At 34.3% G+C, this 16168-nt stretch carries 11 protein-coding genes; all 11 read left to right on the forward strand.

All coding sequences use genetic code 11. The features are described from left to right. The first annotated feature begins 48 nt into the window (after positions 1-48). The 11 genes from ACJDU8_RS15770 (at position 49) to ACJDU8_RS15820 (ending at position 16027) form a co-directional block, all read left to right on the forward strand. Entirely contained in the window at positions 49-7788 is a 7740-nt protein-coding gene (locus tag ACJDU8_RS15770; protein ID WP_406793112.1) for a phage tail tape measure protein, read from the forward strand. Between the two features lie 12 nt (positions 7789-7800). Further along, the gene (locus ACJDU8_RS15775) at positions 7801-8667 is read left to right on the forward strand and encodes a phage tail family protein (protein WP_406793113.1); all 867 of its coding nucleotides are present in this window, start codon (positions 7801-7803) and stop codon (positions 8665-8667) included. 12 nt (positions 8668-8679) lie between these two features. Beyond that, entirely contained in the window at positions 8680-9774 is a 1095-nt protein-coding gene (locus tag ACJDU8_RS15780) for a siphovirus ReqiPepy6 Gp37-like family protein (protein WP_406793154.1), read from the forward strand. Between the two features lie 5 nt (positions 9775-9779). Then, a complete protein-coding gene (locus ACJDU8_RS15785) occupies positions 9780-10730 on the forward strand; it encodes a hypothetical protein (RefSeq protein ID WP_406793114.1) in 951 nt (316 codons plus the stop codon). Next, positions 10731-11060, forward strand: a complete 330-nt coding sequence (locus ACJDU8_RS15790; RefSeq protein ID WP_406793115.1) for a hypothetical protein — start codon at positions 10731-10733, stop codon at positions 11058-11060. Beyond that, positions 11060-12247 carry a hypothetical protein gene (locus ACJDU8_RS15795; RefSeq protein ID WP_406793116.1) on the forward strand — a complete coding sequence of 396 codons (1188 nt, stop codon included), beginning with the start codon at positions 11060-11062 and terminating at the stop codon, positions 12245-12247. The genes ACJDU8_RS15790 and ACJDU8_RS15795 overlap by 1 nt, the downstream gene beginning before the upstream one ends. Before the next feature lie 12 nt (positions 12248-12259). Further along, positions 12260-12580 carry a hypothetical protein gene (locus tag ACJDU8_RS15800; protein WP_406793117.1) on the forward strand — a complete coding sequence of 107 codons (321 nt, stop codon included), beginning with the start codon at positions 12260-12262 and terminating at the stop codon, positions 12578-12580. Then, positions 12580-12726, forward strand: coding sequence for an XkdX family protein (locus ACJDU8_RS15805; protein WP_406793118.1), 147 nt, complete (start codon positions 12580-12582; stop codon positions 12724-12726). The genes ACJDU8_RS15800 and ACJDU8_RS15805 overlap by 1 nt, the downstream gene beginning before the upstream one ends. Before the next feature lie 340 nt (positions 12727-13066). Next, on the forward strand, positions 13067-13600 hold the full coding sequence (locus ACJDU8_RS15810) for a hypothetical protein (RefSeq protein ID WP_406793119.1): 534 nt from the start codon (positions 13067-13069) through the stop codon (positions 13598-13600). A gap of 31 nt (positions 13601-13631) precedes the next feature. Beyond that, positions 13632-13982 carry a hypothetical protein gene (locus ACJDU8_RS15815; protein WP_406793120.1) on the forward strand — a complete coding sequence of 117 codons (351 nt, stop codon included), beginning with the start codon at positions 13632-13634 and terminating at the stop codon, positions 13980-13982. Positions 13983-14428: 446 nt separating this feature from the next. After that, positions 14429-16027, forward strand: coding sequence for a Kelch repeat-containing protein (locus ACJDU8_RS15820; protein WP_406793121.1), 1599 nt, complete (start codon positions 14429-14431; stop codon positions 16025-16027). Positions 16028-16168: the final 141 nt, after the last annotated feature.

The following is a 16168-nucleotide window of genomic DNA, read 5'->3' on the forward strand; positions in this document are numbered from 1 at the left end:
AAATAGGGCTTTTTTATTTTTCCTGAAATCGGGAGGGAGGTGAGATAAGTGGCGGAAAATGAAGATGTCGGTAGTCTGGCGGTCAAAATAGCCATGGAAGATAGCTCTTTCCAACAGGGATTACAAAACTTAAAAAAGAACATGGCTGTAATAGACAGCAGCTTTAAAGAAAGCGTTGCAGGGCTTAAGGATTGGGGTAAGAATTTAGATTCATTGCAAGGTAATGCATCTGCACTTGGGGAAAAAATCGAAGTGCAAAGTCAAATAGTCCAGAAATATCAGGAACAGTTAGAAAAGTCCAAAAGTGCTTTAGAGAATAACTCTAAGGCTATGATGGATTTAAAGTCTAAAGTTGATGAAGCAAAGGCAGCATGGCAGGAAGCAGCAACAGCAGAGGGTAAAAATGCTGAAACTACCAAACAATTAAAACAGGCTTATGATGATTTAAACAAGCAGTATATAGATGCAGAAAGTAAAGTACGTAATAATGCCAAAACTTTAGATGGCTATACAATACAAGTAAATAATGCACAGGCAAAATTAAAAGAACTTGAAAGCCAGTTAGAGTCAACCAATTTAAAAATAGACACTCAAAGCAGTTCTTGGACACAAGCTGGAGAAAAGCTTAATCAAATGTCAGAGGGTTTTAAAAATGCTGGAGAAAATTTAAGCAGTATGGGTAAAGGACTTACTACTTACGTATCTGCTCCACTTGCTGCTGCAGGAGTGGCATCTGTAAAATTTAGTAATGATTTCTCTGATGGTTTAGCTAAAATAAGTACCATTGCAGATACCACTCAAATGAGTATAGATAGTATGGGTAATGGAGTAATAAAATTATCTAACGATACTGGTAAATCTGTAGAAGATTTAAATGATGGATTGTATGAAGCTATTTCAAGTGGTGTCCAGACTGGAGATAGCTTAAATTTTATGTCTACAGCAGCGGAAACAGCTGTAGGGGGATTTGCAGATACGGAAACCAGTGTAGATGGACTTACAACTGTACTTAATGCTTATAATTTAAAATCAACTGATGCACTAAAAATAGCAAATCAGATGATGGTTGCACAAAATTTAGGAAAAACAACCTTTGGAGAAATGGCTAAAAGCATAGGGTTAGTTGCAGATACTACAGCCAATATGAATATAAAAACACAGGATTTGTTTAGCTCCCTAGCGGTAGAAACTGCACATGGTATTGATACGTCAGAAGCTATTTCAGGATTAAGAGAAGCATTAAGCAATATCATAAAGCCCACTGATGATGCTGCTAAGATGGCACAACAGTTAGGCTTGCAATTTAATGCCAGCCACCTCCAGAGTGTTGGATGGGCACAATTTTTGCAAGAAATACAGGAAAAAGCACATGGTAATACCACAGAAATGGGAGCCTTGTTTGGTTCTGTACAAGGATTAAATACAATGATAACTCTTACTTCTGAAAGCGGTATGCAGTTATTTAACCAGTCATTGCAGCAGATGAATAGTAATACTAACTATGTTGATGATGCTTTCAATAAGGTAAACAACACTAGTGGACAAAATTTCAAGAAGTCTTTAAATGAATTGAAAAACTCTAGTATTGAATTAGGTCAAGCTCTAACACCAGCATTAAATACGTTATCCGGGCTATTTAAAGGACTTGCAGAAGGATTAAACAACCTAAGTCCAGGACAACGACAATTTGTAGTAGATGCAGGACTTATGGTTGTTGCAACTGGACCGTTATTGAGTGGTATAGGGAAAATATCCACTGGTATAGGAGCACTTGAAAGTCTATTAGGTAAGTTCAGTGTAGCTGCAGGTACAGCAACTACAACCGCAGAGGCAAGTACAGCCGCAGCAGGAGCAGCTGCAACAGCAGTAGAAGGAGCTACGGTTGCAGAAGTCGGGGCAGGAGCAGCAGCCGCAACGGCAGCAGGAGCTGGAGGACTAGGAGCACTTGCAACTGGTTTAGGAGCTTTAGTTATAGCAGCTGCACCATGGATTGCTGCAGCTGCAGGAATTGGATTGGCTGGATATGGAATTTACCATGCTATGTCAGAGCAAGCAGTTCCAGCGGTAGATCTTTTTAATAGTAAAGTTCAATCTCATGTGCAAACAATTAATAATTACGGGACTAAAATAGACTCTACTATTACTAAAACTGTAAACTTTAGTGAATCAACTAAAAAAGCAGTTAGTTCGTATATGCAGATGGATGATACTGTAAAAAAGACCATGACTGATATATATGTAAATAGTGATAAGTTTACCAACCAAACTAAAACAGCGATTGTATCTCAATTTACAGATATGGCAAACAAAGTTACTAGCTTGAATGGAAATGCTAAAAATAAAGTTTTAACAGATTTTACAAACATGGTAAGCAATACGAACACCTTAACCACTAAAAACAAAACAGATATTATTGCACAATATACACAGATGGTAAATAAAGTAAGTGAATTAACCGAACAGCAGAAACAAGATACTATTAAAAAATTTACAGATACATTAATACAGTCGACAGGAATAACTAAAAATCAAGTTGATAGTGTGATTAGCCAATTTACAGCTATGGGTACTAAGATTAAACAGGGTGAGGATACTCAATATAATGCTAGATACAAAGCTATGCAGGATTATTTTTCTAAAAGTGATGTGTTAAGTACACAAGAGGAACAAAAAATATTAGCTAACATGACTAGTAATAATACTGCACAAAAGGCTAAAATAGATGATTACTTGCAACAAATAACGACTATTGAGACAACTGCATTAAATAATCATAGACAATTAAGTACTCAAGAACAGCAAGAGATTAATTCTATCCAAGACAAAATGAGGACTAATGCAGTCCAAAGCCTTTCAGATAATGAAATTCAAAGTAAAGTAATCTTAGAAAGGATGAAAAGCTATGGCACGAGCATAACTGAACAACAAGCACAATCCATTATTCAAAGTGCCAATAAACAAAGAGATGGTGCTATAGCCGCAGCTAATGACCAATATAATAAGACAGTTGCAAATTTCATATATCAAAGAGATGTTACTCATTCCATAACGGCTGATCAGGCCACTAAATTAATTGCAGATGCAGGGCAGCAAAGAGATCAAAGTATACAAGCAGCAAAAGACCAAAGGACAGCTGTTGTTGACCATTTAAGTAAAATGGATAGTGAAGTAATAAAAAACATGGACACTGATACAGGAAATATGCTGTCTCCATGGCACAAATTAACAGTAAACATAGAAAAAGAATGGACAGCATTAAAAACTTGGTTTAGTAATACCCCTATAGTAGCTACTATAAAAGCAGCACTTAAAAATGATGTTGGCACAGCTAGTATCGGTTCTGGGAATGGACTCGGTGGTATACCAGGCCTTGCTACTGGAACTGATTATGCTCCAGCAGGATGGCACTGGGTAGGTGAAGAAGGGCCCGAACTTATGAATTTTGCAGGTGGAGAACAGGTTATAACTGCAAAAAATTCTAAAGATATAGTTGAACAAATGCAAAATGGTGGTCAGCCTAAAACTACTAATACTACTGCTAGTACCTCCCAGCAGATGAAATCAACTGAACAATATGCTGAAAATTTAAATAGCAGTCTAGGAACTGGAATAAGTAATAGTATAAGTGCTGTAACTACACCTTTAAATGATTTAATTTCCAAATTGAATACTCTTATGACTAATTTCTCTACTCAATATATGGAGTACAGGCAACAAAATGTTAAAAATCTTGGTTCGGGAATTGCTCAAGGGCAGGATACGGCTACAACACCACTTAACACGCTTATAACTTCCTTGAATAATAACATGGATACATTTGCCTCCAATGCCCTTAATTATGGTACTAAAACAACTACAAGCATGGGAAATGGCATAAGTAATGGTTCTGATGCAGTGACAAGTGCAGGGAATGCTGTAACCACTGCTTTAGACAATAATTTCAATGCTTTTGCTGCTAATGCTGTGAATTATGGTTCAAATGCAGCTGCTAACATAGGCAGTGGTATAACTGGCAGCTCAGATGCAGTTGTAAATGCAGGAAGTGGCGTTACAGATACTTTGGATAATAACCTAAATGACTTTGCTTCCAATGCTTTAAACTATGGTTTAAATACAGATACCAATATTGGAAATGGTATAACTAGCAATTCTGATGCAGTTATAGGTGCACAAAGTGCTGTAACCAATACTTTAAGTAAAAACTTGAGTGCTTTCACCACTAATTCTATTAATTATGGCTTAAATACGGACACTAATATCGGAAGTGGCATAAATAATAATGCTAATGCAGTAATAAGCGCACAGAATAATGTAACTACTACACTTGGAAATAACTTAAATGCTTTTGCTACTGCAGCTACACAGTATGGACAAGGGACAGATACAAGTATTGCAAATGGTATAACAAGTACTTCAGGAAGCGTGACAGGTGCAGGAAATGCTGTAACTGCTACTTTAGGTAGTAATTTTAATACCTTTGCGCAAGGTTGTACCCAATACGGCACAGGTGTTACAAATTCAATAGCAGATGGTATGAGATCTACCGAAGACAACGCAGTTAGTATAGCACATGAGCTTACACAGAAAATTCTTGATGCCTTCACAGGCTCAGAAGGCTTTGACATCCATTCTCCATCTCGAAAAACCACGGAGTATGGCGAAAATGTTATACAGGGTTTCATAAATGGAATGAGTTCTCAGGACGCTGTTGCCATTTTTAAGAATAAGATTGGTTCTATGCTAAGCGCGGCAGGTGCAATGAGTGGAAATGTTTCAGAGTGGATTATGGAAGGTATTATGGCAGAAGGTGCTCCTATGAGTTGGTTCCTTCCATTAGAAATGATAGCTAGTCGTGAAAGTGGAAGTCCAGGTACATTAGGTACAGGAGATCCTTCTCTTGTAAACAATGTAGGTGTAAATGGTGAATATGCTACAGGTTTAATGCAAGTATTGCCAAGCACATTTGAAGGTTATTTTGGAAGTGATGATGGAATATTTAATCCTGTCATGAGTGTAAGGGCAGCTATAAAGGAAATTGAAGAAAGTTGGGGTGGTAATCCTTATAACATACCAGGACTTATGGATGGCAATGGATATTTAGGCTATGAAACTGGAACTGATAATGCAGATGCAGGTGCTCATCCGGTTGCAGAGAATGGCTTTGAAATAATAATGAATAAAACAATGGGACTATTTAAGGGCGGTGAAACTGTTCTAAACAACTCTGATTCCATGAAACTATTGAGCAGTATCAGCCAGCTTGGTTCTAATGCTACAGCGTGGGGATCTGATATAGTACAAAATATTGCAAGTGGAATGAATAGTAAATTAAGTACAATAAAAGATGCTGCAACCAACGTAGCTAATGGTGTATACAGAATTTTGCATTTTAGTGTTCCTGATGAGGGACCTCTAGCAGATGCAGATACTTATGGTAGTGATTTTATGCAGTTACTTGCGGACACTATGGATCAAAATAGTGATAAACCAACTGAGGCAGCTGAAAAGGTTGCTAATTTAGTATCTGAAAAAATCAAAAGCATAAAAGATTCACTTGCAAGTGATACAAAAGACTTGAATAATCAGTTGGAGGAATTAAGTTCACAAGAAACAGTTGCCATTAGAGGCGTTAAAGGTGCCGATAAATATGCAATACAAGATGAATATAATGCTAAGAAAAAAGCCATTAAAGATGAAATAGACTTAAGAAAAGACCAAGCTAATAAAGAAATAGATGAGATACAGAAAATAGGGAAAATGTCTAAAGAGCAGATACAGGATGAACTTGATGCCAAAAAACAAGCTGCAAGTGATATAGACAAGTTAAATGATGTACTTGAAAAAGCTATTGAAAGACAATTAAATGCTGAAAAAGATGCAGCAACAGAAAGTGCTAAGACCAAAGCTAAAGAAACCAATTTAACGAAAGACCAATTAGATAGCTTATTAAGTTATATTGACCAGTATTATGAAAAGAAGTTAGATAAGGATGCTATAGCAGCACAGGCAGAACAGTTAATTACATCTAAAAATCAAGATGCAATAATTGCACTTTTAAATAAGTATGGCAATTTATATGAAGATAGTGGACTTACTCTTGGGCAAAGGCTAACCACTGGGGTTAAAACATGGACTGATCTAGTGCCAACTATAGTTGGCAATGCCATGCAGAATGTACAGACGGAGGTACAAACTGCAGCTGTAAATGTACAAAATACGCTTAGTGGTATAATGCAGAATATATCTAGTGTAGGAACCGCAGAAGCGCAATTGGCAGGTGGTGGTACTAACAACTTTGATGCTATATTCACCCAGTGGCAAAATTCTAGTATAGGGAGTACCCAAGATGAAGATCCTGTTCAAACTATAGAAGATAAATACAAGAGTGCTTTTGATAATATAGATCTTGCCATGACTAAATTAGACAAGGATACTTATAGCACTACTGAAGAATTACAAAAGCAACAAGATACAATTGATGAGCAAACTAAAAAACTTAGCCTGATGCAAAAAGAATACAATGAAGTTGTAGCCGCAGTGGGTGAGACTTCTGATGGGGCAGTTCAATTACAAAAAGATATGGCAAGTCTTAGCGTAGAAATAGAAAATGATACCAAAAAATTACAGCAGGATACTATAACAAATAAATATGAAAATGCTATAAATAATATTGATGATGCAATTTCGAAGTTAGATGTTGATACTACAAGCCTAAGTGATGAAATGGATAAACAAAATAATATTTATAGTGAGAATATGCAGAAGCTTACACTTATGAAAGAGGAATATGATGAGCTTGCGGATATATTTGGGAAAAATTCTGATGCGGCATTGAATTTAGAAAAAGATATATCGGATCTGAGTTCAACTATAACTTCTGATGTTACAAAAGCAACGCAGGATATTAGTGGTGGCATAGACGATTTTACAAATAAGGTAAAAGATGCTCTTAAAGAAATGTATACAGAGGAAGAACAAGCAGCAGAGGATTCAATTAGCTCTCAATTAGATGATTTAGATAAATGGAAAGATGCCAGTGAACAAAATATAAATGATGTCTATGATGCTAAAATAAATGCACTGGAAGCACAGACAGAGGCAGAAGACAGGGCTGCAACAGATGCATCTGAATTAGCTAATATTAGTAGTTTACAAGAATCTATAGATTATGAGCACAACGAATATAACAAGGAACAACTACAGAAACAGCTTAATACAGCTGTAGATGATAGAAATAAAAGGCTGCATGAGCAGGATATAGCAGACCAGAAAGCCGCATTAGAGCAGGAAAAACAGAATCAGTTAGATAATCTAAGCCAGCTTTATGATGCTAAAAAACAGGATTTACAGAATCAGCTTCAAGATGTTAAGGATTTTTATGCTAAAAAGCTAGATGCTACGAACTTGGAAGCAGACGCAGAGAAGACGGTTATGGAGAGTAATCAGAATGAAATAGTAAAGCTTTTAGAAAGTTATTCTTCTGACTATGAAAATGCCGGAAAGACATTGGGAGAAAAACTTTTTGAGGGCTTTAAAAGTAAAATAGAGGGTATAACAGATATGATAAGTAGTATAACAGAACAACTTAATACTGCAAAGGATGCGGCAGTACAAGCTGCAGAGGATTCTATAGTTAGTAATTCTGCGAGTGTAACATCACCCACATATGCTTCTGGACAGACTATTGTAAATAATATTATTTATAATAGTCCTACAGTATTGTCTCCAAGTGAGCAAAATAGACAGGTGAATAATATGCTAACAAAGGCAGCATTCTCTATAGGCTAGAGAGGTGGTATTATGCAACAGATTGTATATACAAATAGTCGAGGGCAGAGTATTACTTTAAATTCTCGCCCTTTTGTTTTAGAAAAAATAGACGGTACAGGTGGAACTAAGACTACCCTTTTAACGACAAAAGCTCCTGGTCAAGATGGCAAAAGTTATCATGGTACTCTTTTAGAAGAGAGAAGTTTAAATATAACCGGAACGATATGCGCAAATTCTTTAGAGGATTTATATATAAAAAAGCAGCAAATATGTAGTGTATTCAATCCCAAGTTACTTGGTTCATTGATTTATACTAATGACGTTAGTTCACATACAATAGATTGTGTTGTTGAGGATAGTCCCACTTTTAAAGATAGGTTTTCAACCATACAAGAGTTTTTAATTCAATTATTTTGCCCTAACCCGTTTTGGGAAGATATTCAGGAATCTAAAGAAGAGATAGCTGATTGGATAGGGGATTTTGAATTTGATTTAGAAATTCCAGAAGAGGGTATCATTATGGAGCATAGGGAAAGCAGTTTAATAGTAAACATTAATAACGTAGGTGATGTGGAATGTGGAATGAGAGTGGAATTTACAGCACTTGCTACTGTAGTAAATCCAAGTATTTTAAATGTTTATACACAGGAATTTATAAAGGTCAAAAGGACTTTACAGGCAGGAGATAAGATTATTATTAATACATCTTTTTCAAATAAAAGAGTAGAGCTGATACAAAGTAATGGGGTAACATCTAATGTATTTAATTGGATAGATTTACAAAGTACTTTTTTACAATTAGATGTAGGAGACAATTTACTTAGATATGATGCAGAGCAGGGAATAGATAATTTAGATGTAAGCATATACTATAAACCGTTGTATTTGGGGGTGTAAGATTTGGATAAAGTGCCTATAAGGATAATAGATAAAGATTTTAATTTGCTTGGAGAAATAGATGATTATGAGAGCTTGCAGTTTATAAGACGTTTCTATAAAGTAGGAGAATTTGAATTACACATAAATGTAAATAAGAATAACACAGATATGCTGCAGGAGGACAATTTAATATTACTTGGAAGCAGCTTTAATAAAGTTGGAATTATAATGCATAGGGAAAACTCTTATGACCAGAATGGAGAGCCTACAGATGCACTTATTATAAAAGGAGCTACACTAAAAGGAATAATGGCTAGAAGGCTTATAGTACCTCCTGTAAATGGTAATGGATATGACAGTCAAACTGGAAGTATTGAAACCATTTTAAAAGCATTTGTGAATAACCATGTAGTGAACCCTACAGATATAGCAAGAAAAATTCCACAAGTTACTATAGCGCAAGACCAACAAAGAGGCAATCAAGACAAATGGCGTTCCAGATTTGAAGTACTTTCTGATAAGCTAGATGAAATAGGGGAATATGCAACTATAGGATGGGATGTTACCCTTGATATTACTAACAATACGTGGGTATTTGATGTTATAGTAGGCAGAAATTTAACTGTAAACCAAGATACTTTACCCCCTGTAATATTTTCAGTAGACTTTAATAGTATAAATAGCCGTCACTATATTAGTAGTAGCCTAAATGCTAAAAATGTAGGCTATGCAGGTGGAAAAGGTGATGATGTAGATAGGCTTATACAACAAATAGGAGAAGTTGAGGGACTGGCAAGAATTGAGACATTTTTAGATTGTTCTCAGGCAGAGGATGTTACAGAACTTACAACACAGGGGCAGCAAAAACTAGATGAACTGCAAAAAGTAGAGAGCCTTGAGGTAGGAATAATACCGGAAGGTTCTTTTGTGTATGGACAGGATTATGATTTAGGGGACTTTATAACTGCACAAGATAGAAAGTTAGGTATAACCATGAATGCACAAATAATAGAATTGAAAGAAATCTATGAAACAACAGGCTTTAGCTTAGAGGGTACTTTTGGAACTAATATTCCTACTCTTTTAACTATATTGAAAAAGAATACAAAGCAGATTGTGAGGTGATATAGTTGGAAAAAAGTAGTTTCTTTAAAAGTATAAATGGGGATAGGAAATATAAAGTAGAAGATTTTGCAGAGTTCTTTAATAGCTTTGTAACAAATGGAGTATTCCCTAATCCAAGTACAAACCTGCAAGTTATAGCTAATAACGATATGACAGTTACTTTAAAGTTAGGTAAGTGTTGGATAAATGGATATATCTATTATAATGATGGTGATTTAATTTTAAATGTAGATGTTGCTGATGGAGTTTTAAATCGTATTGACAGAATAGTATTAAGAATGGATACAGCAGGCAGGGCAATAAATGCGGTAGTAAAAAAGGGTTCCTTTGCAAGTTCTCCAGTAGCTCCAATATTGCAGAGAGATGCTGATGGTTATGAATTAGGTATTGCAGATATTTATGTTGGGAAAGGTGTAGTAAGTATAGTACAGGCTAATATAACAGATTTGAGGATGAATACTAATTTATGTGGTTGGGTAAACAGCCTTATACAAGCAGATACCACTGCAATATTTAACCAGTATTTGGATTGGTATAATACCAAACAAGCTCAATACAATACGGATATATCAGTATGGACACAACAAAAACAAACAGATTTCACTAACTGGTATAACAACACTACTTCTAATTCTCAATCCAATATAGACTCCATGGAAGCACAGTTTCAGCAGGATTGGAATAATTGGTTTGCAACAATACGAAGTGTACTTAGTGGAGATACTGCAGGTAATCTGTTAAACCTTATAAATGCTAATACTTCAAATATAAATTCTCTTGCAGGAGCAGGGAGAACAACCGAAACTGTTAAGGAAAATGCTGATGCCATAGCCAATTTAGGAGAAAAAGTTACATCACATTTGGCAGATAATACGGCACATGGAGCTAATTTGAAAGCCAATCAAAGTGATTTAATTAGCTTAATAAAAAGAAGACAGTTAGGGGTGAGAATATAAATGGCAGCTGATTTAAGTATAGTTTTAGAAGGGACTTTAGGAACAGGCTCATCAGCTTTAAATAGCGGAGGAAGTGCTTATACAGTACCAACTGGAAGAAAACTTATAATTACAGAATTAAGTTTAGTGAATAAGACTGCTACAGCACAAACAGCAACTATAACATCTAGCAGTGGAACTACGCTATGGCCAGGAAAAAGTGTTACCGCAAATGACGGATATTTGCAGCAAAGGCAAACTCAAATACTTTCAGGCAAACAAATAATGGGTTTTGCAGGAGCTGCAACAAGTATTGATTATTATTTGTCATGCTTGGAGGTTGATAGTTAATGAATGGTTTATTATCACAAAATGCTTTGGGAAGTTTTGCATTAGATGGTGTCAGTAGCTCTCAACTTCCTCCAACATTAAAATTTCCTACATCAGACTTAGCTGATTATCGACCTATTATTAATAAGACAAATATAAAAGTTAATGGAAATTACTTATATTGTTATGATACTGCTACATTTTATGTTTATTCAATGGTAAACAATGCTCGAAAATATGCTCTCATAGGCAGCGTAAGTTTAGCAGGAATATATGATTATATAATTTCTCCCAATAATGCTAAAGTATATTTATTAACCGGTTCAGCATCAACTAGCCCATATTATTTATACGAGTTAAATGTTGCTACTTTAACACTCACACAGAGAGATACTGGAACAAATTGTAATGCTACTATGTTTAGTCTAATTCATGTAGATAATTCTTATCTTTATTATTCAAAGGTATCTACTATGTATAAAGTTAGAATATCCGATTTCGGTCTAGTAGCTAGTAATAGTGGATTGAGTGTATATCCTGCATTTTCTATGTATTATGCTGGTAGTGGGAGTGGCGGGCCTTATGGTATATATAGGTTCTATTGTCCACAAAATAATAAAGTATTTTGTAGCGGAGACGGTTATCAATTAATTCCCAATTTTCAAGTATGGGACTTAACAGCGTTAACATCTACATCAGTCTACTTCAGTGGCACTAATGGTAATTGGAGAAATTCAGGGAGGGAAACTATAGTAAGTGATGGCACTTACTATTATGCAATAAGTATAAATGTTGGTGGAAGCCCTTATAATTATTATCTAGTTAAAGGTAATATATCTACAGGAAGTTTTATAACCTCATATTCATACCCATATAATCTAGGAAATTTTAGTTCTTCACAGGAGGACAATACTTATTGGTTCTACGGGATTTACTTTATAGATATGGTGAACAATGAACTTTGGGTACGTGTTGAGAATTATACGGAAACTACTTATTACAATCCTAAATATGGAGCATTTTTGATTTTAGACTTGGCCACTTTAAATGTAAAATCCGATGTTTATATTGGAGGTTACAGCACTAGTTTAGAATACTGTACACAAGATGGAAGTCAAGAAGAATCCTGTATGAAAAACTTTCAAAACAATGGGAAAATGTATATTATGGATATGACACAGGGTAGAACCCGTCAAATTACTCGTTAGGAGGTTAAGTATATGAATAAAATTTATATAGAATTAAACAATAATGGAGAAATAGGTATGATACAATATATGCCCTTTGATCCAATAGATGGACTTCATAAAACTGAAGAGGAATTATTACAAACAGGATATTTAGTTGATGAAATACCTGCACCTGATCCTGTTGCAGGGAAAGCTGCTAATTTAAAATACAATAAAGGCACAAATTCTTTATATTATGAGTATGTAGATATACCACCTCAGCCACCAACAACAGATCAAAGGGTAACACAATTGGAATCCGATAGTGCAAAACTTGCTTACGCAGTAATGATGTTAGGCGGTGATATTTAATGTTGACTTTTGATAAAATACAAGGATACTATAATGCTGGATTATGGACTGGAGAGATGGTAGCAAATGCAGTAGTAAAAGGAAAAATTACAGCAGATCAATATCTGCAAATAACAGGACAAACTTATACTGCTCCAACGTCATAATAGACAGGTACAGTGATTATTTTTGCTGAACTGAATAAATATATTTGTAAGGATAAGACTATTAGCTAGTCTTTTTTATTTTATAGAAATGAGGTAGACGTATGAAAAAGGTGGATTCTTTAAACGTGGTAACTATAAATTTTATTGCAAGTCCAATAATATATTTAGTAATACTACTACCAATGGTGTGCTTTTATAACTTTAACTTTAAAATAATACCTATAATTATAGTAATTCATACAATATTATTTTGGAGTATGCTATTATATACCGAAAAGAAAGGATAAGAAGGATTTTCATAGCCTTTTGTTGAAATATTAAAATAAAAGGATGTGAAAATATGCCAGAACAAATGAATGAATTACTACAAAAAGTTGATTCATTAGAAAAACAAATTAGTTTAGTGCAGAATAATGTGAATTTTTCAATAGGCCTTATATGGACCATATTGGGTGTAGTTGTTGCAATAATAGGCCTCGCACTGTATTTCCTTATAAAGATGTGGTTTAATAAAAGATTTGATGAAGAAGTATTAAAGATTGATAATAAAATCAAGAAATTTGTTTCAGAAAATCCTCAAATACTATATGCAAAAGGAAATTGTCTGTCGCTATCACAAAATCTTATAGAAGGAAAATGTGAGTATTTTATAGGTGGGCTTATAAACTTTAAAAAAGATAATGTTATGTACTATGATATTTATTATGTAGAAAATAATAAAAAAGTGTCGATAATTGAAAATCAAATAGAAATTGAAGATCGTGGAATCAAAATAATATTGATTGATAAAGAAAAGTTGAGTCACTCTAATAACTTGCAATTAAACTTTGTTATACTATGGAAAAATTCACTTTATACTAAGAATTTTGAGTAAAAATAATAATTGCGAAAAGGGGGTAGGAGCAATGTTATTTGCAAATACAAAACAGTGTTCAAACTGCATTTGCTTAAATTGTAGTACATTTAAGCATGACAAATGTGGATATATATGTATTAGGAATTGCTCGGAAGAAAATAGAAATCCAAGTGAAAAATGTAAGACTGAAAGTAGGCATAATGATATTAGAATAAAATTAACTCCACTACAATTAAAAAAAAGATTTACAATTTCCAGTAATTTAGCTCTTGAAGATATGTATGATAAAAAAGAGCTAAGTGATATTTATAAAGAACTTTCAGGGAAAGAATCTAAAAGCAGTTGGACTAAGAAGAATATTATAAGAGAAATAAAAATTAATATGACAAAAATAAAATAGAAATTATCTTATAAAAAGTATCTATTAATAGATACTTTTTATTTTAAAGAAATTCACAATAGAAAAATATGATGAATTATCAACAAACTTATTAACAAATTATGAACAGTTAATTAAATTATGTTAAAATAATAGGTAGCGCAAAAAAAGTAGTCCTAGACACATATAAAACAGCAGTTGTAAAATGTTTGGCTACACAAGATATAACAACAACTACAACAGCACAATAATTTTTAAAAGGCAATATAGGGATACTAGAGGCAGTTTTTTTATTTTGATTTTTAATTAAAATAAATTTAAATTAGTCAAAAATTCTAATATTTTAAAGATATAAATTATTATAAAATTGTTTGTTGAACGATTTATATTGTATTTTATGTGTAATTATGACAAAATACACTTGTTGTTACAACAGTAATTTTTTTGTTTTTAATGGAGGTAATTTAATGAAAAAGGTACTAAAAGCTTTTATAGTCTCAGCAATAATGGGAATTATGGTTCTATCAAGGTCAGTGGTATTTGCAGAAAGTACATCAGATACATGGACAACTATGGCTAGCATGAAAAATGCTAGATATTGTGGTACTTCAGTAGTAGTAAGCGGCGAAATATATGCAATTGGGGGACAGGGAGATAACTTATCATCATTAGAAGAATACGATCCGGTTGCTAATACATGGACAACTGAGGCAAGTATGAAAGATGGTAGACGATATGGTACTTCAGTGGTGTTAAATGATAAAATATATGCAGTTGCGGGAGATAATGACACTGGGGTTTTATCATCATTAGAAGAATATGACCCTGCAAGCAATACATGGACAACTATGGCTAGCATGAAAAATGCTAGATGTTATAATAATTCAGTAGTGCTAAATGGTAAAATATATGCAATTGGGGGATGGGATCTTACACATGATTTAGCAACAGTAGAAGAGTATGATCCAGTAACCAATACATGGACAACTATGGCTAGCATGGGTAATGCTAGGGAAGATAGTACTTCAGTAGTATTAGATGGTAAGATATATGTAATTGGAGGATACAATCATGTTACAAGATTAGCAACGATAGAAGAATATGATCCAGCAACCAATACATGGACAGCTAAGGCAAGCATGGGTAGTGCTAGAGAAGGCAGTACTTCAGTGGTATTAGATGGTAAGATATACGTAATTGGAGGATACGGTAATAATGGGCTATTAGCAACAGTAGAAGAATATGATCCAACAACCAATACATGGACAACTAAGGCAAGCATGGGTAGTGCTAAGGATGATAGTACTTCAGTGGTATTAAACGGCAAAATATATTCAATTGGAGGATCTAGTGATAATGGGGCGTTAGCAACAGTAGAAGAATATGATCCGGCAACCAATACATGGACGACTATGGCAAGCATGGGTAGTGCTAGAGAATGCAGTACCTCGGAAGTATTAAATGGCAAAATATATGCAATTGGAGGTTGTATAAATAATGCAACAATTTTATCAACAGTAGAAGAGTATACGCCTTCAGCGCAAAGCAACAACGTATTAGGAATATCATTAAATAAAACTTCTGATAGCTTAAGCATTGGGCAAACGGATATTTTAACAGCTACAGTTACGCCAGATACTGCAACAAATAAAACAGTTAAATGGACTTCTAGCGATACCAATATAGCAACTGTAGATCCTGATACAGGAGCAGTAAAAGCAACAAAAGCAGGGACAGCAACTATAACAGCAACCACAACAGATGGAACTAATTTATCAGCTTCATGTGTTGTAACTGTTACAGATGGGACTACGTCAGTTACTCCAACTGGAAACAGAGCAACATTAATCATAGATATGAATAATGGGATGGTAAAGCAGTATGATTTATCAGCCAGTGAATTAAGTGATTTTTTAACATGGTATGATAATAGGTCCAAAGGAACAACCACCTCGTATTATGTATTTAATGTTCCAGTAACAGGACCATATTTAACGAAGAAAGATTATATATCATTTGATAAGATAGATGATTATGAGGTACAACAATATAATTCAACTAATTAAGATTAATTGGCACTCTAACAATAGGGTGCTTTTTAATATTTATATTTGTGTCGTATTGGAAACATATTGTCTAAATGCAATAGGATATCCAGTACACATTTCCAAAATAAGTAATTCGGTTGGTCACAGATACCCTAGTAT

Source organism: Candidatus Clostridium eludens (assembly GCF_045310515.1).
GTDB classification, from domain to species: domain Bacteria; phylum Bacillota; class Clostridia; order Clostridiales; family Clostridiaceae; genus Clostridium_B; species Clostridium_B eludens.

Coding starts and splice junctions, on each gene's coding strand:
- ACJDU8_RS15775 (WP_406793113.1), top strand. CDS start 7,801: ATGCAACAGATTGTATATACAAATAGTCGAGGGCAGAGTATTACTTTA.
- ACJDU8_RS15790 (WP_406793115.1), top strand. CDS start 10,731: ATGGCAGCTGATTTAAGTATAGTTTTAGAAGGGACTTTAGGAACAGGC.
- ACJDU8_RS15795 (WP_406793116.1), top strand. CDS start 11,060: ATGAATGGTTTATTATCACAAAATGCTTTGGGAAGTTTTGCATTAGAT.
- ACJDU8_RS15800 (WP_406793117.1), top strand. CDS start 12,260: ATGAATAAAATTTATATAGAATTAAACAATAATGGAGAAATAGGTATG.
- ACJDU8_RS15805 (WP_406793118.1), top strand. CDS start 12,580: ATGTTGACTTTTGATAAAATACAAGGATACTATAATGCTGGATTATGG.
- ACJDU8_RS15810 (WP_406793119.1), top strand. CDS start 13,067: ATGCCAGAACAAATGAATGAATTACTACAAAAAGTTGATTCATTAGAA.
- ACJDU8_RS15815 (WP_406793120.1), top strand. CDS start 13,632: ATGTTATTTGCAAATACAAAACAGTGTTCAAACTGCATTTGCTTAAAT.
- ACJDU8_RS15820 (WP_406793121.1), top strand. CDS start 14,429: ATGAAAAAGGTACTAAAAGCTTTTATAGTCTCAGCAATAATGGGAATT.